General features: G+C 38.3%; 20 protein-coding genes. 5 read left to right on the forward strand and 15 right to left on the reverse strand.

The window, feature by feature from the left end; all coding sequences use genetic code 11:
• Positions 1-43: 43 nt before the first annotated feature.
• Both ADHAQ_RS0113010 and ADHAQ_RS0113015 read right to left on the reverse strand, forming a co-directional pair.
• Complete coding sequence (locus ADHAQ_RS0113010; protein WP_026463308.1) at positions 44-565, reverse strand: GNAT family N-acetyltransferase; 522 nt, start codon at positions 563-565, stop codon at positions 44-46.
• A 76-nt stretch (positions 566-641) separates the two neighbouring features.
• Positions 642-1,049: a GNAT family N-acetyltransferase gene (locus ADHAQ_RS0113015; RefSeq protein ID WP_026463309.1), complete on the reverse strand. Its 408-nt coding sequence runs from the start codon at positions 1,047-1,049 to the stop codon at positions 642-644.
• A gap of 227 nt (positions 1,050-1,276) precedes the next feature.
• Here ADHAQ_RS0113015 and ADHAQ_RS25585 point away from each other — a divergent pair, with 227 nt between their 5' ends.
• Together ADHAQ_RS25585 and ADHAQ_RS0113025 are read left to right on the forward strand one after the other, a co-directional pair.
• Positions 1,277-2,473: an XdhC family protein gene (locus ADHAQ_RS25585; protein ID WP_051359898.1), complete on the forward strand. Its 1,197-nt coding sequence runs from the start codon at positions 1,277-1,279 to the stop codon at positions 2,471-2,473.
• Entirely contained in the window at positions 2,473-3,081 is a 609-nt protein-coding gene (locus tag ADHAQ_RS0113025) for a nucleotidyltransferase family protein (protein ID WP_026463310.1), read from the forward strand. Before ADHAQ_RS25585 ends, ADHAQ_RS0113025 begins: the two co-directional genes overlap by 1 nt.
• 54 nt (positions 3,082-3,135) lie before the next feature.
• On the opposite strand, the gene uvrB is transcribed toward ADHAQ_RS0113025, so the two are convergent.
• From uvrB to ADHAQ_RS25605, 12 genes are all read right to left on the reverse strand, one after another.
• Positions 3,136-5,166 (reverse strand): excinuclease ABC subunit UvrB, encoded by a 2,031-nt coding sequence (uvrB, locus tag ADHAQ_RS0113030; protein ID WP_026463311.1) that lies wholly within the window; start codon positions 5,164-5,166, stop codon positions 3,136-3,138.
• A 227-nt stretch (positions 5,167-5,393) separates the two neighbouring features.
• Positions 5,394-7,037, reverse strand: coding sequence for a hypothetical protein (locus ADHAQ_RS0113035; RefSeq protein WP_026463312.1), 1,644 nt, complete (start codon positions 7,035-7,037; stop codon positions 5,394-5,396).
• Entirely contained in the window at positions 7,018-7,347 is a 330-nt protein-coding gene (locus tag ADHAQ_RS28680; RefSeq protein WP_245590610.1) for an RNA polymerase sigma factor, read from the reverse strand. Before ADHAQ_RS28680 ends, ADHAQ_RS0113035 begins: the two co-directional genes overlap by 20 nt.
• Positions 7,341-7,595: an RNA polymerase sigma factor gene (locus ADHAQ_RS28685; protein WP_245590611.1), complete on the reverse strand. Its 255-nt coding sequence runs from the start codon at positions 7,593-7,595 to the stop codon at positions 7,341-7,343. The genes ADHAQ_RS28680 and ADHAQ_RS28685 overlap by 7 nt, the downstream gene beginning before the upstream one ends.
• Before the next feature lie 215 nt (positions 7,596-7,810).
• A complete protein-coding gene (locus tag ADHAQ_RS0113045) occupies positions 7,811-8,545 on the reverse strand; it encodes a shikimate dehydrogenase family protein (RefSeq protein WP_026463313.1) in 735 nt (244 codons plus the stop codon).
• A gap of 45 nt (positions 8,546-8,590) precedes the next feature.
• Positions 8,591-9,268 carry a DedA family protein gene (locus tag ADHAQ_RS0113050; RefSeq protein ID WP_026463314.1) on the reverse strand — a complete coding sequence of 226 codons (678 nt, stop codon included), beginning with the start codon at positions 9,266-9,268 and terminating at the stop codon, positions 8,591-8,593.
• A 60-nt stretch (positions 9,269-9,328) separates the two neighbouring features.
• The gene (locus tag ADHAQ_RS0113055) at positions 9,329-10,105 is read right to left on the reverse strand and encodes a phosphosulfolactate synthase (RefSeq protein WP_026463315.1); all 777 of its coding nucleotides are present in this window, start codon (positions 10,103-10,105) and stop codon (positions 9,329-9,331) included.
• 61 nt (positions 10,106-10,166) lie between these two features.
• On the reverse strand, positions 10,167-11,564 hold the full coding sequence (locus ADHAQ_RS0113060) for a tetratricopeptide repeat protein (RefSeq protein ID WP_026463316.1): 1,398 nt from the start codon (positions 11,562-11,564) through the stop codon (positions 10,167-10,169).
• Between the two features lie 79 nt (positions 11,565-11,643).
• Positions 11,644-12,624, reverse strand: coding sequence for an NAD-dependent epimerase/dehydratase family protein (locus ADHAQ_RS25595; RefSeq protein ID WP_034256804.1), 981 nt, complete (start codon positions 12,622-12,624; stop codon positions 11,644-11,646).
• An 18-nt stretch (positions 12,625-12,642) separates the two neighbouring features.
• Positions 12,643-13,413 (reverse strand): tyrosine-protein phosphatase, encoded by a 771-nt coding sequence (locus ADHAQ_RS0113070; RefSeq protein ID WP_026463317.1) that lies wholly within the window; start codon positions 13,411-13,413, stop codon positions 12,643-12,645.
• Between the two features lie 3 nt (positions 13,414-13,416).
• Complete coding sequence (locus ADHAQ_RS25600; protein ID WP_051359899.1) at positions 13,417-15,852, reverse strand: GumC family protein; 2,436 nt, start codon at positions 15,850-15,852, stop codon at positions 13,417-13,419.
• 32 nt (positions 15,853-15,884) lie between these two features.
• Positions 15,885-16,754, reverse strand: coding sequence for a polysaccharide biosynthesis/export family protein (locus ADHAQ_RS25605; RefSeq protein ID WP_051359900.1), 870 nt, complete (start codon positions 16,752-16,754; stop codon positions 15,885-15,887).
• Between the two features lie 448 nt (positions 16,755-17,202).
• Here ADHAQ_RS25605 and rpsU point away from each other — a divergent pair, with 448 nt between their 5' ends.
• From rpsU to hpf, 3 genes are all read left to right on the forward strand, one after another.
• Complete coding sequence (gene rpsU, locus ADHAQ_RS0113085; protein ID WP_026463318.1) at positions 17,203-17,397, forward strand: 30S ribosomal protein S21; 195 nt, start codon at positions 17,203-17,205, stop codon at positions 17,395-17,397.
• Between the two features lie 70 nt (positions 17,398-17,467).
• Complete coding sequence (locus tag ADHAQ_RS0113090; protein ID WP_026463319.1) at positions 17,468-18,346, forward strand: tyrosine-type recombinase/integrase; 879 nt, start codon at positions 17,468-17,470, stop codon at positions 18,344-18,346.
• Positions 18,347-18,372: 26 nt separating this feature from the next.
• Positions 18,373-18,672, forward strand: coding sequence for a ribosome hibernation-promoting factor, HPF/YfiA family (gene hpf / locus ADHAQ_RS0113095; RefSeq protein ID WP_026463320.1), 300 nt, complete (start codon positions 18,373-18,375; stop codon positions 18,670-18,672).
• 92 nt (positions 18,673-18,764) lie between these two features.
• On the opposite strand, the gene metK is transcribed toward hpf, so the two are convergent.
• Positions 18,765-20,018, reverse strand: coding sequence for a methionine adenosyltransferase (gene metK, locus ADHAQ_RS0113100; protein WP_026463321.1), 1,254 nt, complete (start codon positions 20,016-20,018; stop codon positions 18,765-18,767).
• Between the last annotated feature and the right edge of the window lie 13 nt (positions 20,019-20,031).

Genomic DNA, 20,031 nt, shown 5'->3' on the forward strand with positions numbered 1-20,031 from the left:
AAAGCCATCCATAATTTAGGTAAGAAGGAAATTAAAGAAGATTTTAAAATACCTTTTCCATAATAAAATCATGTTGCACATCCTGGCCCAGCACAAAATCTTCATCGCCTACTATTTTAAACCCATATTTCTGATAAAGAGCCAGCGCCCCCGTATTATGTTCCCAAACCGTTAACCAAATCACTTTACACTCTTTTTTCTTGGCAAAATCAAAAGATTGTTTTAATAGCTCAGTCCCCAGGCCCTTTCCGCACCATTTGGGCAGGAGGTATAACCGGGCAATTTTCATTTGGTTAGAGCTGGTGATACAGGCTGGAGCTGGACCAAAATAAAATTTAATGTACCCCACAACAGCCTCCTGAACACTAATAATCCAGAATATGGTTTGTGGATCGTTTAGTTCAGCCGCTTGCAAAGATGGATTAAAAGCAGTTGGCAAATAAGCCGCCATATCTTCGGGTGTATTTGCGGCTCCAAAAGCCGCCTCAAACGTTTCCCAACCTAATTGGGCTAATAATTCATTGTCGGATGCCGTGGCAACTCTAACAGAGAAGGAGGTTTTCAAAAAGTATTTGTAGTAAATAATTAATTAAAAAAGTATTTGTAGTAAATAATTAATTAAAAAAGTATTTATTATTTGATTATATAGTATCACCTGGATTCAACATCCAGGCTTGTGGATGATGGGTAAAGCCTATATGCGGATAATATTTTTCAGCGGCCGGTGCCGCCAGTAATATCAACCTTGTTTCCGGGTCGGTAGCAGCTTTGGTTTTCCTTATTAGTTCTCTGCCTATTCCTCGCTTCTGATAATCTACATGCACCGCCAAATCAGATAGATAAGTGGCATAGGTAAAATCAGTCAGGGCGCGGGAAATGCCTATTAATAAATCATCTTCCCAGGCCGTTATAACCAAATTTGCATGCTGCAGCATCAGGTGCATTCGTTCCTTATCATCAACTGGTCGTCGGTTTCCTAACGTAGAAGCTTTATATAATGCTATTACCTGATCCAGGTCCAGGTCATTACCTCTTTTGTAAACGATCATCTTTATAAAGAAAAGGCCTCAAATATACGTCAAAAGATACCTAATATTATTTATTGCTACCTAAGGCGTTATACTGAAGAGTATTGTTTTAAGTAAAAAAGCACTAACAACAAATAAAACAATAAAATACCTGAGTATAAATTCAACTGCAGGAATAATTGGCAGAATTTTGATGTTGTGATTATACATTTAAAATAATAATTTTAAGTTTCAGCAAGCAGATCGGGATGAAAGAAATACAAGAAATTGTACGGGCGTATGATGAGGCACAAAAGGCAAATAAGAAAACTGCTTTAGCCACCGTAGTACACGTAGAGGGGTCTTCTTACCGGAGGCCCGGTGCCCGTATGTTAGTAACCGAGGATGGAGAACTTACTGGTGCTATTAGTGGCGGTTGTCTGGAAGGTGATGCCCTGAGAAAAGCCCGCCTGGTAATGGTTCAGCAAAAATCTCTTTTAGTTACTTATGATACTACCGATGACGATGATGCCAAATTAGGCGTTGGTTTGGGCTGCAACGGTATTATTCATATATTAATTGAACCCATTCATCCGGAACAACAAACTAACCCTATTCAGCTATTAAAAGCTATTCTCACCGATCGGCAGAATGCGGTTTTAGTTACACTTTTCTCTTTAGCAGACAGGCATGCCCATCAATTCGGCACCTGTTTATTACAAGTAGAAAGTGGTGCTGTAACGGAAAATATGCCAGATCCTCTATTAAAAGAAGCTTTATTAGCAGATGCTCAGGAAGTACTATTTCAAAAAGCATCTACTATAAAAACTTACATAAACAGCGAAAAACCCTTAACGGCTTTTGTTGAATTTATACCACCTGCTGTGTCGCTGGTTATTGTAGGGGCGGGTAACGATGTTATGCCGTTGGTGCAAATAGCTACTATTGTAGGATGGGAAGTTATTGTGGTAGATGGCAGAGCCAATTATGCAACGCAAGAACGCTTTCCTGGTGTAAAAAAAGTATTAGTCTCTAAAGCAGACAAAGTGCTAACGCAATTGCACGTGGATGAGCGGACTGTTTTTGCCCTGATGACGCATAATTATAATTACGACATTGCCATGCTGCGGGAGCTGATAAGCATTAATACACCGTATATTGGTTCTTTAGGCCCCAAAAAGAAATTAAGCCGAATGCTGGATGAGCTTCAGGAGGAAGGAATAACTTTAACAGCTAAACAACAGGAGAAAATATTCGGGCCAGTTGGGCTGGATTTAGGCGCCGAAACCTCAGAAGAAATAGCGCTGTCCATCGTGGCCGAAATAAAGGCTATCCTCTCTAAAAAAGACGCTGGCTTTCTCCGCGATAAGTCCGAAACGATTCATGCCCGTCACCCGCTGATTATCAAAAAAAGCCTGATGGACGAAACAGCCAAGGCAACTTGTGAAATCAAAGCAGCATTTTAATGGAGCAGGCTAGTCCCATTGGTTTAGTTTTACTGGCTGCGGGCGCCTCTACCCGTTTAGGGCAACCAAAACAACAATTGTTGTATAAAGGAAAAAGCCTGTTACAACATGCCTTACAAACTATTCAGCAATCTGCAGTAAATAATGTAGCGGTGGTTTTAGGTGCCGGTGCTTCCGAAATCAGAAATGCCCATGCTTTTGGGACTGCCCATGTTGTAGAAAACCCAGACTGGCAGGAAGGAATGGCTTCCAGTATCAGCACAGGCCTTAATTCTTTATTGAAGGCCGCACCTAATGCAGGAGGCGTTATTTTTATGGTTTGTGACCAGCCATTTGTAACGGCTACTTTACTAGATCAATTAATTAGTACCTACTCCCAAACCAATAAAGAAATAATTGCCTGCTCTTATCAGGAGACGCTGGGTACACCAGTATTGTTTCGTAAAAAATTCTTCCCGGATTTACTCGCTTTACAAGGGCAGGAAGGAGCTAAGAAACTGATCAAAAAATTTCCGGAAGCTGTAATGGCTGTTGCTTTCCCTAAGGGGAGTATAGATATTGACACCCCACAAGATTATGAGAACTTGCAGAAGGGTGACTCAGAATAAATTAAAAAGCTCCTGCCAATAATACAGGAGCTTTTCAAAGATTCTTAAAATTATTTAATCACGTCTGTTTTTTAGCATTTTACGTAATTCAGCCAGCTCATCGCGGTACTTAGCTGCTTGTAAAAAGTCCAGATCTTTAGCAGCGGCTTCCATTTGTTTTTCGGTTTTCTTAATTACCTTTTCCAGCTCGTCGCGCTTCATATACTGTATCACGGGCTCCGCTGCAATAGAAGTAATAGCTTCGTCTGGCCCGGCATACATTTTAACTTCCTTCTTCGCATCTGCTACAGAAGTTTGCTCCATAATAGCTTCTATTGATTTATAAACAGTAGTTGGCGTTATACCATGCTTTTCGTTGTAAGCCATTTGAACCTCACGTCTCCGATTGGTTTCATCAATGGTACGCTGCATAGAACCTGTCATCCGGTCGGCATACATAATTACTTTGCCCTGGCTATTCCGTGCTGCCCGGCCCGTAGTTTGAATTAAGGACCGTTGGTCACGCAGAAAACCTTCCTTATCAGCATCTAAAATAGCTACTAAAGATACTTCTGGTAAGTCTAATCCTTCCCGCAACAGGTTTACGCCAATTAATACATCAATATGGCCTAACCGAAGCTCACGTAAAATCTCAACCCGATCAAGAGACTTAATTTCCGAATGAATATACTTTACCTTTATGTTCAGGCGGTCCATGTATTTAGATAACTCCTCGGCCATACGTTTGGTTAGCGTAGTTACCAATACCCTATGCCCCATTTTGATGCGGTTATCCACCTCATCCAGCAAATCGTCCACCTGATTGATACTTGGTCGAACTTCAATTACCGGATCTAATAAACCAGTAGGCCGAATAATCTGCTCTACTACTACCCCGCCAGCTTTCTGCAATTCGTAATCGCCGGGCGTAGCACTTACAAATATTACCTGCCGCATCATCGACTCAAACTCGTTAAAAGTAAGGGGCCGGTTATCCATGGCCGAAGGTAATCGGAAACCAAATTCCACTAACTGTGTTTTCCGGGAACGGTCGCCGCCCCACATAGCACGAACCTGCGGAACCGTCACGTGACTTTCATCAATCACCATCAGGAAATCTTCCGGGAAATAATCCAGTAAACAGAAAGGCCGTGCACCTGGCTGACGACGATCGAAGTAGCGGGAATAGTTCTCTATACCGGAGCAGTAACCCAATTCCCGGATCATCTCCAAGTCAAATTCGGTCCGTTCTTTTATCCGCTTTGCTTCATCGTCGCGAAACTCTTTCTGAAAATATTCATGCTGGGCTACTAAATCAAACTGAATTTCTTTTATAGCCTGCTGCAACACATCCTGGCCCGTCACAAATAAGTTTGCCGGGTATAAAGCTATTTGGTCTTCTTCGGCTATCTTCTTGCCGGTTCCCGGATCAATGCGCTGAATACTTTCAATCTCATCGCCCCAAAAATAAATACGGTAAGCATAATCAGCATAAGCCGGATACACATCTACTGTATCGCCTTTAACCCGAAAAGAGCCACGGGTAAACTCAGCTTCCGTACGACTGTACAAGATTTGTACAAACTGGTAAAGCAAATTATTGCGACTTACCTTTTGCCCCGGCTTAATGTAGATAACATTTTTACCAAACTCTTCGGGGTTGCCAATACCGTAAATACAAGAAACAGAAGCCACCACTATCACATCGCGCCGGCCCGAAAGCAAGGACGATGTACAATGCAACCGAAGCTTTTCAATTTCTTCGTTGATGGCTAAATCTTTTTCAATAAACGTATTGGTAGAAGCAATGTAAGCTTCCGGTTGATAATAGTCGTAATAAGAAATAAAATATTCGACCGCATTATTAGGAAAGAACTGTTTAAATTCCCCATACAACTGGGCCGCTAACGTTTTATTATGACAAAGTACCAACGTTGGTTTTTTTACTTCCTGAATAACATTGGCTACCGTAAACGTTTTACCCGTACCGGTAGCACCCAATAATACCTGTACCGGCTCTCCATTATTGATGCCCTCTACTAATTGGGTTATGGCTTTGGGCTGATCGCCGGTTGGTTTGAACTCAGATGTTAAATTAAAATCCATTCTATGATTTTATATAGGGTAAAGATAATAAATAACAACTATGAGCGGCTGTAAGTTGCCATTTCGCCTATCTATTTCTGTTATTTAAAATTTAAAGTAGCCTATAAGCGGCGAAAAACTTAAGACTTATAAAATAAAAAACCTGCTTCTACAGAAAGCAGGTTTAGTAATTCTTTTAAAAAATTGTAAAACTCAGAATCTGTGAAAACAGGAAATTTTTAAATAAGTTATTTACCTAAAGTATACGTGGAGCTAAGCGAAAAGCCAATATTATATGGTTTTCTTTGCCTGAACTCCAGGTTATCAGGTTGAGCGACCAAGCTTGTCATGTATTGAGTTGCCTCTATCCCAGCCCGAAGGCTAAGTCCTTTGGTGACAATAAAGCCTCTGCCAGCCGAAGCGACGGCAGCCATTTGCAAACCCCGGAATGGCGAATCGCTATTAGGGCCATATTTTAAATCCGGAACCCGGGGAGAATCAGAGAAAATGTGGGTTTGAATTAATAAATTAGTCAGGAAACCAAAAGAAGCATAATAAATACTTTTACTTCGGCTCATTTGGTAGGTTACCTTAACAGGTACCCCCAGCAAACGGTACCGGTATTGGGTTTCAAAAGAAGTTGTTTTCACTACCTGGGCACTGGCTATATTTTTTTGCCCGCCTAAAGAGGCTATCAAAGCAGTTGTGGGCAGAGCCGCTTCCGGCTTACTATTCTGGTCGTGCAATCTGGTACTAGAATTAAATTTAGCCGCTGCCCCTTGGTTGTTATTGATAATATAAGATGATTCTGTACTAGCGGTATTTTGAGTAAATGCCAACCCTGTTTCCAGCGACCAATTACTGGTTAATTGATAACCGGCTCCCATGGCAGCACTATAAGAATATTGCGGTTTTGTATTATTATCGAATTCCTGCATGGCTGAACTGTAACTGGACAGCCCAGCGTTTGACGCCGGCGCAGCAAATCCAACTGAAGAGGCCGGTAAACTCGAATTATTAGTAGCTAAAGCTATATTTTGATTAAAATAATGAGGAGAATATTTACTAATAACCGACCAGCGAGGAGTACGCTTTTTTTCTGGCTCCTCAGTCATGGCTAAATAATTAGTAGTTGCGCGCTTCGGCATAATAGGCTTTACCCTATTTAGTTTTTCAGGTAAAACAGAAGACACATTTGATTCTACCACAACAGGTCTGCTATCCAAAAATGCATCTGATAAAACTTCTTTATTAGCTTCTTGACCACTTCCCAAGGCACCTGTGAAATCTATATTATTTTCCGGGTTATTTGGTAACGCGACCGCACTATGACTAAAGCTATTTTTCTCAGCCAAGGCTAATACTTTTTTATCGTTATTGCTATTTAATAGTGGAGGTTGAACAGATTTCGTTTTTTCGGAAATATTTGTTGATGTTACTGTTGTTGCTTCCCATTTAGTTATCTCTTCCAGATCAGTATTGGGGGCCTTGATGGCACGACCTTCTTGGGTAACAGGTACTTTAGTTGTATTCCCGGCGATAGCTAAACCTGATTGTATTTCCGTTTTTGCTTTCGGCAACCGCTGGTTATTTTCTACTGGAGTATTTAATTTAACCGGCTGATTTGCTATTAGATTTCTGGTATGGGACCGTTCATTATTATAATCGTAGAATAAAAAGGCTCCGGCACAAACAACCAAAGTAATACAGGCCGCTACTAAGGTTTGGTACCAAACCAGCTTCTCCTTATAAAGTTTAGTTTCCTTAGAGTCCAGGTTCTGTTCAATACGGCTCCACAGTCGGTCAGAAGGAGACACTTCGGCCTCTTCCATTCCCGCCCGGAAAATATCTTCCAGCTTCTTTGGCCCGTCTTTATCTGATAACTCGTTCATTGTATAATTCTTCTTTTTCCTCTAACATATTCTTAAGGATTGCCCGTGCCCGCGAATACTGCGATTTGGATGTTCCTTCAGAAATCTCCAGCATTGTTGCAATTTCCTTATGGGAATATCCTTCAATGGCGTATAAGTTAAATATAAGCTGGTAACGCGGGGCTAAACTCTGCACCATCGTTAACAAATCTTCATAAGCATATCCCGACATAATAAACTCTTCTTCCGGAATCTTTTCAGCCTGATCATTATCCGTTACCGAACTAATGTGCATCATTTTCCGGTGGTGTTTAAGTGCTGTATTCACCATGATCCGGCGAATCCAAAACTCAAGCGGACACTCTCCTTTAAAGCTTCCGATATGCTCAAAACTTTAATAAAAGCTTCCTGCATTATGTCTTCTGCCTCAAAACTAGTTTTAGAATAACGGATACAAACTGCCATCATCTTCTTGGCATACAGGTCATACAGCATCTTTTGCATAGCTCGTTTGCCAGCTATGCACCCCTGTATCATTTCCTGTTCTACAGTAAGTTTGTCTTTCCGAAAGAGCTTCAAGTAGATTTGCTTAATAAATTTGCCCGTGCTTTATAGAATGATCCCATTTGAGCCGGAATGGTTGCATTGCTAATAAAAATATTTAAAAGTAAATATAATAGATAAGCCTCTAAATCTTTGAGGGTTACCAGAGATTTAGATTTTATAAAAAAGAAATAAGAAAATAATTTATTAGTTTTTAAAGAGGACCAATATCCAAGCAGGATTTGGATACTTTAGCTATTCCATATTTGCCAGGCTACCTCTGCTTGTAAGCAAAGCATTTCATAACCATTTTTGGAGTGGGCTCCTGCTTCCTTACCCTTTTTTAAAAATACCGTTTCGCTCGGGTTATACACTAAATCATATAAATAGTGCTCTTCCGTTAAGGCCTGGTACGGAATAGAGGGGCACGTAGCGGTATTCGGATAGGTGCCTAATGGGGTGGTATTAATGATTAACGTATAAGAGGCCAATAGTTCTGGCGTTATGGCATCATAATGCAGTTGTCCGGATTCTGGCTTCCGGGAAACAGTTTTATAGGTAATTTGCAAAAAATCCAAAGCTGCCATTACTGCTTTGGCAGCTCCTCCCGTACCTAATATTAAAGCTTTTGACCCGGGAGAACAAGGATAAAACTTCTGCAAGGACTGCATAAACCCCTGATAGTCGGAGTTGAAACCCTTTATTTTTCCGTCTGTAAATTTTATTACATTAACAGCTCCAATCTTTGCGGCCTCTTCCTCTACTTCATCCAGAAAAGGAATAACTACTTCTTTATGCGGAATGGTAACATTTAACCCCGCCAGGTTAGGATGAGCTTTCAGAAGTTCAGGGAAACCATTAATATCAGGCAACTCATATAGGTTATAGACACAGTTCTTAATATTATCAGCTTCAAACTTTTCGGTAAAATACTTTTTAGAAAAAGAATGGGTTAGCGGATAACCTATAAGTGCGTATTCTTTCATAGAACCTATAAAAATGAGCAGGAAGCCTTAATTATCTGGTAAAAACTACGCTTCTTTTGCCGAAGAAAACTTATGCTTTAAAAACTCTATTACGGGTGGCAGAAGCGAAATAAGGATTATTGCAAAAATAGCTAAAGTAAAATTCTTTTTTACTGCCGGAATGTTACCAAAGAAATAACCTGCTCCCACAAAAAGCACTACCCACAGGAATCCGCCAATTATATTATAGGCAATAAACTTTCCGTATTTCATGGTACCCACTCCTGCTATAAATGGAGCAAATGTGCGGATAATAGGTATAAAGCGGGCAAAAATAATAGTTTTGGCCCCATGCTTTTGGTAAAAGTTCTGCGTTTTTAATAAGTGTTCTTTTTTCAAGAAACGGTAATCGCGCCGAAACACCTTAGGACCAACATAATCGCCAATGTAGTAATTTAAGGTATCGCCCAAAAAGGCTGCAATAAATAAAAGTGAAATCAGGTAAAAAAGGTTAAACGGTCCGGGTATAGTTTGACCTGCCTCTGTTAATTGCGGAGCAGCAAATGCCCCCGCCGCAAACAAAAGCGAATCGCCTGGTAAAAAAGGCATAACCACAAAGCCTGTCTCAACAAAGATTATTAAAAATAAAATAAGGTAGGCCCACACTCCGTAATCAATAATTATTTGCGAGAGGTGCACATCCAGGTGCAAAAAGAAATCAATAAAACTACGCAGTAATTCCATTATTATAAATTAACAATTTGCTAGTAAGTAGCAGGATTTAGAATATAAGGTAATTCCGGATTAGCAATCAGCCTGCTTATTATCCAGAAAATGCATGAAGGTATCGCCACGTAAGCCTAACCGAATTGTTTCTAATGGAATAATTTCCCTAGGAGAAATATTACCTAAATTTACGTTAGCTCCCAATAACTTAACAAACCAAACCTGTTGTTCTTTCTGGGGCGCTTCCCAAATAATTTTTTCGAAAGGTATTTTAGTTAATATCTCTTCTACCAAGCCACTCCTAACCTCACCCGTAGACCGGAACAAGCCTACGTTTCCTCCTTCACGAGCTTCACCGATAACCTTCCAGGAGCCGGCATCTAATTCTGCCTGCATCAGACTAATCCACTTATAGGGCGGAATAATTTTCTGATCATCCTTAGAACCTACCTCCGATAACACCGTTACCTGCTTGGCTAACGTACGGATGTATTCACATTTTTTGTCGTGATTCAATTCAATTGAACCATCCGATACTTCTGCATATTCCAATCCGTAAGTATCTAAAACCCGGCGGTAGTCCTCGAATTGATTACGTATCAGAAAAGCCTCAAATAAAGTTCCGCCAAAGTAAACCGGTATACCTGCTGCTTTGTAAACTGCAATCTTTTCTTTCAGATTTGGTGTTACATAAGAGGTTGCCCAACCCATTTTCACGATATCTACGTATTCGCCGGCTACTTCAACAAAGTCTTCTACTTCCCGAATACTTAGGCCTTTATCCATGGCCATTGTATAACCTATATGACGCGGTTTAGCTTCTCTCTCAGGTAATTGATCTAAATTATAATTCATCAACATGTCAGTTTAAAAGCTACTATTTAGCCGGCTTCTGTTTAAGTAATAATATAAAAGCCTATTTGCGGTATTGATCTATTAGTCGGGCCAGTGCCTTTTGTGATTCTAATTCCGGAAAATACTCAAATAGCAGGTAATGTTTATCGAAGTCCAAAATTAAAGCATTTTCCAAATAATTATATGCTTCTTTATAATTTCCTGCAGAAAGAAGGTAAGCACACATACGGTAATGCAATTCTGCCTCGTCTGGCTGAACCTCAATAGCATTTTCCATCAACTCTACAGCGCCCTCATAATTACCTTGTTCGTACAGAATTATAGACCAATTTAGCCAGATTTCTTTATTGTCAGGAGCCAACTCACTGGCCTTTTCATAACACTCGGTGCTGGAAGTAATATTGCCAACATTGTATTCTGCTGCTGCTAATGCTAACCAATAATCTGAACTATCCGGATAAAGGGTGGCCGCTTTCCGGAAAAAATGTACTGCCTCAAACCATTTTTCCTGAGCATTCAGGATAACACCTATTCCAAACCAGGCCTCATCCATATTGGCATCCATATCTATTGCTTTCTGGTAGTATTTCCGGGCATTATCCCATTGGCTTAATTTTTCATAACACTCTCCTACGTTACAATATAGTTCTGCCGAAGGATCATCATATTCATTAGAAGTCATGAAAGCATCTATTGCCTTAGCAAACTCTCCTAACTGCACATACATATTAGCCAGCTGAATATAGCCGGGGGCAAAATCTGCTTTTATAATAGTTGCATATTCAAAAGAGCTCAATGCTTTTTCATAATTGCCTAACCGGGCCTGCACCAACCCCATGTTATACCAGGCCGTGTGGGAGTAAGGATCAGCATCAATGAACTCCTGAAAAAATGGCTGGCAGCTTTCCAAACCGCCGGTAATATCCAGACAGTATAAAATCTCCTGCATGGCCAGTTCATTTTCCGGATTTATTTTAAGACACTGCCGGTAATACTTAGCTGCTGATTTGAATTTACCCCAGCTTTGGTAAGTTAACCCAATGTTAAAATAGATATCGTCCCGATCAGTTGTTGATTCGGCTGCTTTTTTAAAAAAATCTATAGCGGTATCGTATTCACCTTTTTGGGTGTAAATAACACCCCGGGTTACAAAAATATCTGCATTATCGGGCTCTATTAAGGCTACCTCTTCTATCAATTGTAAGGCCTCAGCAAAATTCCCCGACATAGCTAAAATCTGGGACTTATCAATTAGTAATTCGGTAGAAAAGGGATATTGAGCCAAAGCTGCATTACACGCTTCTAAGGCCTTAACGTAATTTAAATTATTGGTATAATGGTCAATGATTAACTCGAAATCCGTTAAATCAAAAAATATGGTCTCGTTGTTTTTAACCATATTTTCAAACTTAGCTACTAACTCCAACTCCTCATTGCGATCTTCAAAATTTTCGTCCATCTCAGGTATTTTCCTTTCTGCTGTAAGTTACAGCTTCCATCTTTAACAACAACTACAAAACAAAATCCGATCCATTCGGTTAAATTTCTGTATGCAGTTTTTTTAATTCCTGGCAACACCAGCGTATGGTTTCTGGTAAAGCCTGGAACTCCATCCGAAGAACCTCTTTGATTTTATCGTTACTGTAAAGGTGTTGCTTTTTTGATATTCGAGCAGTCTCTTTTGTGATCAAAGGTTTCTTACCGGTAATAAGTGAGCGTAAATGCTCCGTGCGCCAAACAATTTCAGCTAACATATTTGGCACACGTATTTGAGGTGATTTTTTCTTAAAACAATCAGCAACTAAATTAAAGAATTCTTTATAGGAAAGTAAGCCAGCATTTAAAATAAATCTTTCTGATTTTGTTTCAGAGTTCATTAGTTTAACCATAGCAGCCACCACATCCCGGACATCAACAAAGTTGGCACATCCTTTTGTATAAAAAGCACGCTCCTCAAATACATATTTAAATAATTGGGTACTGCTCCTGCTCCAATCTAATGTTGGCCCTAAAACAACAGAAGGATTTACAATAACGCCTTGTAACCCTTCGGCAATGCCACGCCAAACTTCTAATTCACCAAAATATTTGGAACTGGCATAAACAGAGTGCTCTGAGGAAGCTTCCCATTTAGTATTTTCGTTAAAAACTTGTTTTCCTTTTACATGCCCAATGGCGGCGATAGAACTTACATGACAAAGCTTTATACCTGGTTTATCTAAACATGCATCTACAACATTACTGGTACCAATAATGTTTATTTCTTTAAGCAAATTTGCATCCTGAGGAGCATACGAAACTAAACCAGCACAATGGTAAACCTGATCCACATCCTGCACTAATAATTCTAGCAATGCTGAATCTAAAATATCCCCCTTAACCCACGTTAAATTTGGAACAGACTGCAGTTCATCAGGAATACTATTTCGGTAAAGGGCTTTTATTCTATTGCCTTCTTTTAGTAGCTCTTTAATTAAAAAACTACCAATTAGGCCTGTTCCACCGGTCACTAAAACCATTTAGTATGGATAAAGCATTTATAATAATTCCTTATTTCGTAAAGGTAAATCTAAAACCTTTTTAAAATAAGGCGTATTTGCCGTTTTAACTAACGCATCCATGTGTTTGTTATGATGGGCATCTGTACCTATAAATTCTACGAGTTTTTGGTCAACCAGCTTTTCGGCTACTCGCTTAGCCCCTTCAGAATAATATCCAATTAAAGAATTGATATTTATTTGAAACAATACACCTGTATCACGCATTCTCAATAAATCATCAAACCGGCCATACAGGTAGGTATATCTTTCCGGGTGCGCCAATACAGGCTTGTACCCATTAGATCTGAGTGCAAAAACAGCCTCTTTAAAATTAAATGGTTCATTTAAAAAAGAGGTTTCAAAAAGCAAATAGTTATCACCAAAAGTAAGTAACTCTTCCGAGTCCTCTAACTTTTTCAAAAACCATTCATCTAAATAATATTCTGCTGCGCAATTTAGCTCAATATCCCATCCTTTCGCCTTAACCGCGTTCTGTAACTCTTTTAACTTTTGACGAATACCAGTTGGGGTATTCTTGTAAAAATCGCCCATTATGTGGGGCGTCATAATTAACTTCTTATATCCAAAGCGGATATACTCTTCCACCATTCCCAAAGAGTATTCTAGCGAATCAGATCCATCATCTAAACCGGGCAATACATGAGAATGCATATCCACCATGACATCACTGAAATCTAAAAATTCTTCTGTATATTCTGTTTCAGTTGATTCTGATTTCGCAAATATTTTCTTTAAAGCCGCAAGCATATCTTATGTAAAATTCCTTCTGAGGCGAGTTAGAAAGCTCTCTTTTACTTCATCTTCTTCATAATAAGAACTTCCATAGCCATAATCATATCCGTAACCATAGCCATAACCGTACCCATTTGAAGCATTCGCATCATTTAATATTATTGAAAGCTTATTAAAATTATGTGTTTTAATAACTTTACTTAAATTCTTTAAAAACCCTTTCTTGGAATAATCGGCCCGAACAATAAAAAGCGGTATGTCCGCTTTTCGCATTATCAAGATGCCATCAGTTACCAAACCAATTGGAGGCGTATCTACAATTATTACATCGTACAACTGATATAATTCCTGCAACATTTCCTCAAATTTACTATTTAATATTAATTCTGAAGGGTTAGGAGGTGTAGGCCCGGCAGAAATAAAATCTAAATTGGGGATTGGCGTATTCCGGATACATTCCTGAACCGAACTTTTATCTATTAGAATAGTGCTTACACCTACTGAATTTTCAGCATCAAAAGCAATATTTACTTTGGGCTTGCGCAAATCTAAATCCAGTACAACTACCTTCTGATTGGACATAGCAATGATACCTCCCAAATTAACGGCCACAAAAGTCTTACCCTCTCCACTTACAGTAGAGGTAACAGAAATTAATCTTTTACTTTTTGCAGAGCTTATAAAATCTAGATTTGTTCTGATAGACCGAAATGATTCACTAATAGAGGATTTGGGGTTCTTATTAATAATTAATTTAGATGCCGCTAATTTTTCTTTATGATACCGGGGAACAATTCCTAAAATAGGTGCTTTTACATTCCGCTCAACTTCACTTATGTTAGAAATGGTATTATGCATCAAGTAACGGGCTCCTATAAGTCCAATACCCAAGAATAATCCAGCTCCTAAACCAATGGCATAAATAATTAATCTATTGGGCGAGATAGGTGCTTTAGGAACACTTGCTGATGATAAAATTTGAAAATCGGGGGTTGTTCCTGCTCTGGCAATACCAAATTCCACCTTTTTATCCATCAGGGTTAAATAATACTTCTCGTATAAATCAAAAAGACGCTGGAGCCGGCCTCTTTCTGTTTCCTTTTCGGGCATTTGTTGCAAATTGCTTTCAATTGCCCGCATATTATTTGCGATGGTAACCGATTGCTTTTGTAATAAATCTATGTTCTGCTGCAATAGTTTTACAACTGCTTGCTTTGTAAATTCAATTTCCTTCTGATAAAGCTGCACGGCTTCGGTAGTCGGCTTATACGAACGCAATAATAACTTGTAGTTTAACTGCATATCACTTAACTGGGTCACCCGCTCAGAAAGCTCTGAATCCTCTACCTCCTTCAGGCTAGGAATAACTTCTTCCAGGTTACTATTACGATTTACTAGATTTAAAACTTCTTTTAGCAATGAAATTTGAACACCCAGTTCAAGCCGCTCTTTTTGAAATTCTTCCAGCCGCTCCATACTCTTGCCTACATCCGCCTTTACATCATAGGTTTTATTCTTCCGGACAAAGGATTCCATCTGGTTTTCAGACTGCTGAAGATTATCCCGGGTTTCCTGCAATTGCTCATCTAAAAAGTCTAACGTTTGGCGGGTTGCCAGATCTTTTTGCCTAAGTTTTTGCTCTAAATAGACAGAATCTATCTTATTAATAATGTCAACTGCTTTAAGCGGATTATAATCTGTAAAAGAAATACCAATGGTATGTGCATCCGGATTTATTATCTCAACGGCTAAATTTTCATTGAAATAATCATTTAAAGCGGAGTTACTATTGATAACAAAATAGAAATTTTGGTCTAAAACATTTTCATCAAAAAAAGATGTTTTCGTTATGATTAAATCTATCTCATTCTTATGAATTGGTTCTCCAATTTTATGTTCTTCAACAATTTCCTGCTCGCCTACTAAATAAGAGAGTCTGAATTGGTCATTTTCCAGAAAGTCTATATTAAACCTTTTATTATAAAAGCTTTCATCCCTAATAGTGTATTTAATCCTAAAAGGTGATGTTTTATACCTTTCTTCATTTAATACATTTCCTACTAAGTAATAGCTTACCGTTATATCTAATTTCTCTTTGAGCTTTTCATAAATTAAATTAGATTTAATAAGCTCTACTTCACCGGATAAAGATTCTATATTTTTTTTATTACTGGCAGCTTCGCCCAAAGCACCACCTAAACCTAGCGCATTAGCTTCTGATTGTTCATTAATTTTTAAAATAGAAGAGGATTGGTATACCGGTTTAGTATACCGAAGAAATAAATAGGAAGCAGTAAGTCCTAAAAGGATCAATAATACAATCCAGATAAGACTTTTTCGGGCTACAATTAAAAGGGTTACAAAATCTACTTCACCGCCACCTTCATCTTCTTCCGAATCAATATTAACCTTACTGTTTAGCTCATCAAGGTCAGCGGAATACTCTTTTGCCATTAATTAGTATATTATTTTAAATTAGGTTACTATTAATTTTGACCTAAATTATTGAAAACAAGAATTGTAGTAACTATTGTGCCAACTACACCAAACATGGTGCTCACGACAGGTGCAATATCTCGAAATGCAGTTAAGAAAACACGAGGATTGGGTTCTACATAAATGACATCATTCGGCTCAATATTTAAATTTGCTCTTTTCATACCATCTATGGTACTTAAATCCACTACCTGCACAATCGGGTCATGATTCATATAATCACGAATAATCTTAATATTATAAGACTTTCCTGTACCAGATATTCCCCCTGCCAATGCCAATACTTCTAATAAATTCATATTGTCATCATTCATTTGTATCACCATTCCTAAAGAAGCAGAGCTTCCAAAAGAGCCACCCATCATTCCTCCAATTTGTCCACCTCCGCCTCCGCCTATAGCACCTAAAACAAATACCCGGTTATTTGAAACTCTGGTTGTAACAAAAGGATCTATATAATATTCTGAATACAAAGTCTGAAGAACACTATCGGCCTGCAATAAGGTATAACCGCTCAATTTCACATCATTAATCATTGGCAGCCTAACAGTACCATCATACTGAACTAAAAATTCATTATTAGCAACGTTTTGATTGCCTGCGTTTCCACCTCTCCCGGAGCCACCAATACCGCCTCTAACCACAGTACTTCCTCTTGAAGTAGAGTTATTTCCCCCTCCAACACCTCCACCGGGTGCTCCAAAAGGCAATTCCCCATTTGGGTCAAAAATACGCTCGCCTTTATTGGTATAAACACGGACCTCTAAATAATCGTTCGGCTGTATAATGTAGTTCTGTTCAACATTAACGAGTGATTTTTTCAAACGGTCCACATTTACACTATTGGTACTTTGGAACATTATCCCCTGTCTATAGGTGTTACAGGAAAAGATGGAGATACTACAAAAGAAAATAAGAAGACGTAAATAATTAGTCTTTATAAATACCTGCATTAATTACAAAGTATATAGTTGAAGAATATAATGGAGAGTTTTATTAAAACTGCCAGCAATCTGGCACAAAATAAGTTAAAATTGGTTGCCTTACCAAAATCATTGAATTTTATGTAAAGTGATTACGTTTTGTTTTTAACGTAAAAAGCCCTATAAAGTGTTTACTGAATTTAAATATATTAAAACTTAAATATCTTTTTTTTATGATAACCCTATCAGGTTTGCTTGCCTAAGGAGCAAATTCGAAATAAGAATACCGGCTCCTCCATAAAAATATTTCAACCTTTCTCTTGATTTTCAGTATTTTTGTATATAAATTTGCAGTCCTAAAAATATAGCAAAGAAATATATAAAAATGATTATTGTTAACGTAAAAGATAACGAGTCAGTAGACAGAGCTCTTAAAAGATTCAAGAAAAAATTTGAAAGAACTGGTGTTTTAAAAGAGTTACGTTCTCGTACTTATTTTGAAAAACCATCTGTGTCTAAAAAAAGACAAAAAGAGAGAGCTATTTACAAACAGCAACTTTTCGCAAACGAAAATTACTAGTTCTTACTAGCTTTTATATTACAATTCCATAAATTAGCGCATGTGATGTTAAGGACACAGCCGCTGGTTTATGGAATTATTTTTTAAATACCTTCAATTTGAGAAGCGTTATAGCCCACATACGCTTCTCTCTTACCAAACTGATTTAGGTCAGTTTTCCGAATATTTATCTAGCACTTACCAAATTACTGATTTAGCTGAAGCAGATCACGCAATTATTCGTTCCTGGATTGTTTCGCTCGTTCAAAAAAATTTAGATTCCCGCACCATTAACCGCAAAATAGCCTGTCTAAGGTCTTATTATAAATTTTTACTCCGAAACAACCGGATAACTCAAAATCCAACTTTAAAAATTACCCCACCTAAAACGGCCAAAAAGCTTCCTGCCTTTGTACCGGAAGAAACATTTAACACCTTTTTAAATTCTTTTGAATTTGAGGATTCTTTTGAGGGTTACCGGGACAAACTTATTCTGGAGTTGTTGTACGGCACAGGGATGCGCTTAGCGGAATTAATTGGTATTAAAGAATTAGATATTGATTCTTTCAATAAAACCGTTAAGGTATTAGGCAAGGGCAATAAAGAGCGAATAATTCCAATAAACGACTCTTTACACACCACCTTATTACTGTATCTGGAAAAGAAAAAAACCAAATTTTCAGATAACATTCCCGTAAAACTGCTCGTTACTAATAAAGCACTTCCGCTTTATCCGAAGTTTGTTTATAGAACTGTAAAAAAATATATTAACTTGGTTACAACATCGGAACATGCTAGTCCGCACGTATTGCGCCATTCGTTTGCCACTCATTTACTTAATAAAGGGGCAGACCTGAATGCCATAAAAGATCTGCTGGGTCATAGTAGTCTGGCTTCAACCCAAGTTTACACGCATAATTCTATAGAGAAGCTAAAATCGATTTTTGATAAAGCACATCCTAAAGCGTAAGTAAGTTCAACTAAAATTTAAAGACTATGAAATTACAAATTCATTCCGTCCACTTCGACGCCGACAGCGGTTTAACTGATTTTGTTCAGCAAAAATTAAATAAACTCGATACTTTTTATGACCGGATTGTTGAAGGGGAGGTTTTTTTAAAACATGACAATAATAGCTCCACTGAAAATAAAATTGTTGAAGTTAAATTGTTTGTACCGGGCTCTACTCTCTTTGCAAAAGAAGAAGCAGGCACTTTTGAATCTGCTACAGATCAGATTTTAGATTCTATGAGCAGGCAATTAAAGAAATATAAAGAAAAATTGAGCTCTCATTAAATTATAGTACAACACTAGCTTTTGAGGTTTATAAATATAAAAGCCCGGTAATCAAGTTAGATTACCGGGCTTTTATATTTATAAACTTTTTATTATAAGTTAAAAGCAGTTTTTACTTTATCTACAAAATCCAGCTTTTCCCAAGTAAATAATTCCACCTCAAGCTTTTGCGTATCGCCATTTGCGCCTGAGAATACTTTTGTTACGGTTTCATTTTTTCGGCCCATATGCCCATAAGCCGCTGTTTCTGCATAAATAGGATTCCGTAATTTCAATCTGGTTTCTATTCCGTACGGTGTCATATCAAACAACTCAGCTACTTTTTGTGCTATTTCCCCATCTGTATAATCAACCTTAGAGGTACCATAAGTATTTACATAAATACCCATAGGATCTTTTACCCCAATAGCATAAGAAACCTGAACCAGAATTTCGTCGGCCACTCCGGCGGCCACCATATTTTTAGCAATATGACGCGTGGCATAAGCGGCTGAACGGTCTACTTTTGAAGGATCTTTACCAGAGAAAGCTCCACCTCCGTGCGCCCCTTTACCTCCATAAGTATCAACAATAATTTTACGACCAGTTAACCCGGTATCGCCATGAGGTCCGCCTATTACAAATTTACCGGTTGGATTGATATGGTATTTAATTTGGTCTGTAAACAAAGGTTGTAGTTCAGGCTTCAGCTGACTTTTTACCCGCGGAATTAAAATATTAATGATGTCTTCCTGAATTTTTTGCTGCATAGCTTCTTCCGAATCAAAATCATCATGCTGAGTAGAAACGACGATAGCATCAATTCTAATAGGTTTATGATCATCGCTATACTCAATAGTTACCTGCGATTTTGCATCCGGGCGCAAATAAGTAATATCTGTATTTTCCCGACGTATGGCTGCTAACTCAATTAATATTTTATGAGCCAAATCCAAAGCTAAAGGCATATAGTTATCTGTTTCGCTGGTAGCATAGCCAAACATCATACCCTGGTCACCGGCACCTTGTTCTTGTTTATTAACCCGGTCTACTCCCTGGTTTATATCTGCTGACTGCTCATGTATAGCAGAAAGAATACCACAGGAATTAGCTTCAAACATATACTCAGACTTAGTATAGCCAATTTTACGAATAACGTCTCTGGCTATTTTCTGAACATCTAAATAGGTAGTAGATTTAACTTCTCCTGCCAAAATTACCTGACCTGTTGTAACAAGTGTTTCACAGGCTACTTTAGAATCAGGATCCCATGCTAAAAAATTATCAATTAGGGCATCCGAAATCTGATCGGCAACCTTATCTGGGTGTCCCTCCGACACGGATTCTGAAGTGAATAAATATGGCATTCCTTTTTGAGTA

The organism is Adhaeribacter aquaticus DSM 16391, from assembly GCF_000473365.1.
In the GTDB taxonomy this organism is placed as follows: Bacteria; Bacteroidota; Bacteroidia; order Cytophagales; family Hymenobacteraceae; genus Adhaeribacter; species Adhaeribacter aquaticus.

Coding starts and splice junctions, on each gene's coding strand:
- ADHAQ_RS0113015 (WP_026463309.1), bottom strand. CDS start 1,049: ATGATCGTTTACAAAAGAGGTAATGACCTGGACCTGGATCAGGTAATA.
- ADHAQ_RS25585 (WP_051359898.1), top strand. CDS start 1,277: ATGAAAGAAATACAAGAAATTGTACGGGCGTATGATGAGGCACAAAAG.
- ADHAQ_RS0113025 (WP_026463310.1), top strand. CDS start 2,473: ATGGAGCAGGCTAGTCCCATTGGTTTAGTTTTACTGGCTGCGGGCGCC.
- uvrB (WP_026463311.1), bottom strand. CDS start 5,166: ATGGATTTTAATTTAACATCTGAGTTCAAACCAACCGGCGATCAGCCC.
- ADHAQ_RS0113035 (WP_026463312.1), bottom strand. CDS start 7,037: ATGAACGAGTTATCAGATAAAGACGGGCCAAAGAAGCTGGAAGATATT.
- ADHAQ_RS28680 (WP_245590610.1), bottom strand. CDS start 7,347: ATGGTGAATACAGCACTTAAACACCACCGGAAAATGATGCACATTAGT.
- ADHAQ_RS0113045 (WP_026463313.1), bottom strand. CDS start 8,545: ATGAAAGAATACGCACTTATAGGTTATCCGCTAACCCATTCTTTTTCT.
- ADHAQ_RS0113050 (WP_026463314.1), bottom strand. CDS start 9,268: ATGGAATTACTGCGTAGTTTTATTGATTTCTTTTTGCACCTGGATGTG.
- ADHAQ_RS0113055 (WP_026463315.1), bottom strand. CDS start 10,105: ATGAATTATAATTTAGATCAATTACCTGAGAGAGAAGCTAAACCGCGT.
- ADHAQ_RS0113060 (WP_026463316.1), bottom strand. CDS start 11,564: ATGGACGAAAATTTTGAAGATCGCAATGAGGAGTTGGAGTTAGTAGCT.
- ADHAQ_RS25595 (WP_034256804.1), bottom strand. CDS start 12,624: ATGGTTTTAGTGACCGGTGGAACAGGCCTAATTGGTAGTTTTTTAATT.
- ADHAQ_RS0113070 (WP_026463317.1), bottom strand. CDS start 13,413: ATGCTTGCGGCTTTAAAGAAAATATTTGCGAAATCAGAATCAACTGAA.
- ADHAQ_RS25600 (WP_051359899.1), bottom strand. CDS start 15,852: ATGGCAAAAGAGTATTCCGCTGACCTTGATGAGCTAAACAGTAAGGTT.
- ADHAQ_RS25605 (WP_051359900.1), bottom strand. CDS start 16,754: ATGTTCCAAAGTACCAATAGTGTAAATGTGGACCGTTTGAAAAAATCA.
- rpsU (WP_026463318.1), top strand. CDS start 17,203: ATGATTATTGTTAACGTAAAAGATAACGAGTCAGTAGACAGAGCTCTT.
- ADHAQ_RS0113090 (WP_026463319.1), top strand. CDS start 17,468: ATGGAATTATTTTTTAAATACCTTCAATTTGAGAAGCGTTATAGCCCA.
- hpf (WP_026463320.1), top strand. CDS start 18,373: ATGAAATTACAAATTCATTCCGTCCACTTCGACGCCGACAGCGGTTTA.
- metK (WP_026463321.1), bottom strand. CDS start 20,018: ATGCCATATTTATTCACTTCAGAATCCGTGTCGGAGGGACACCCAGAT.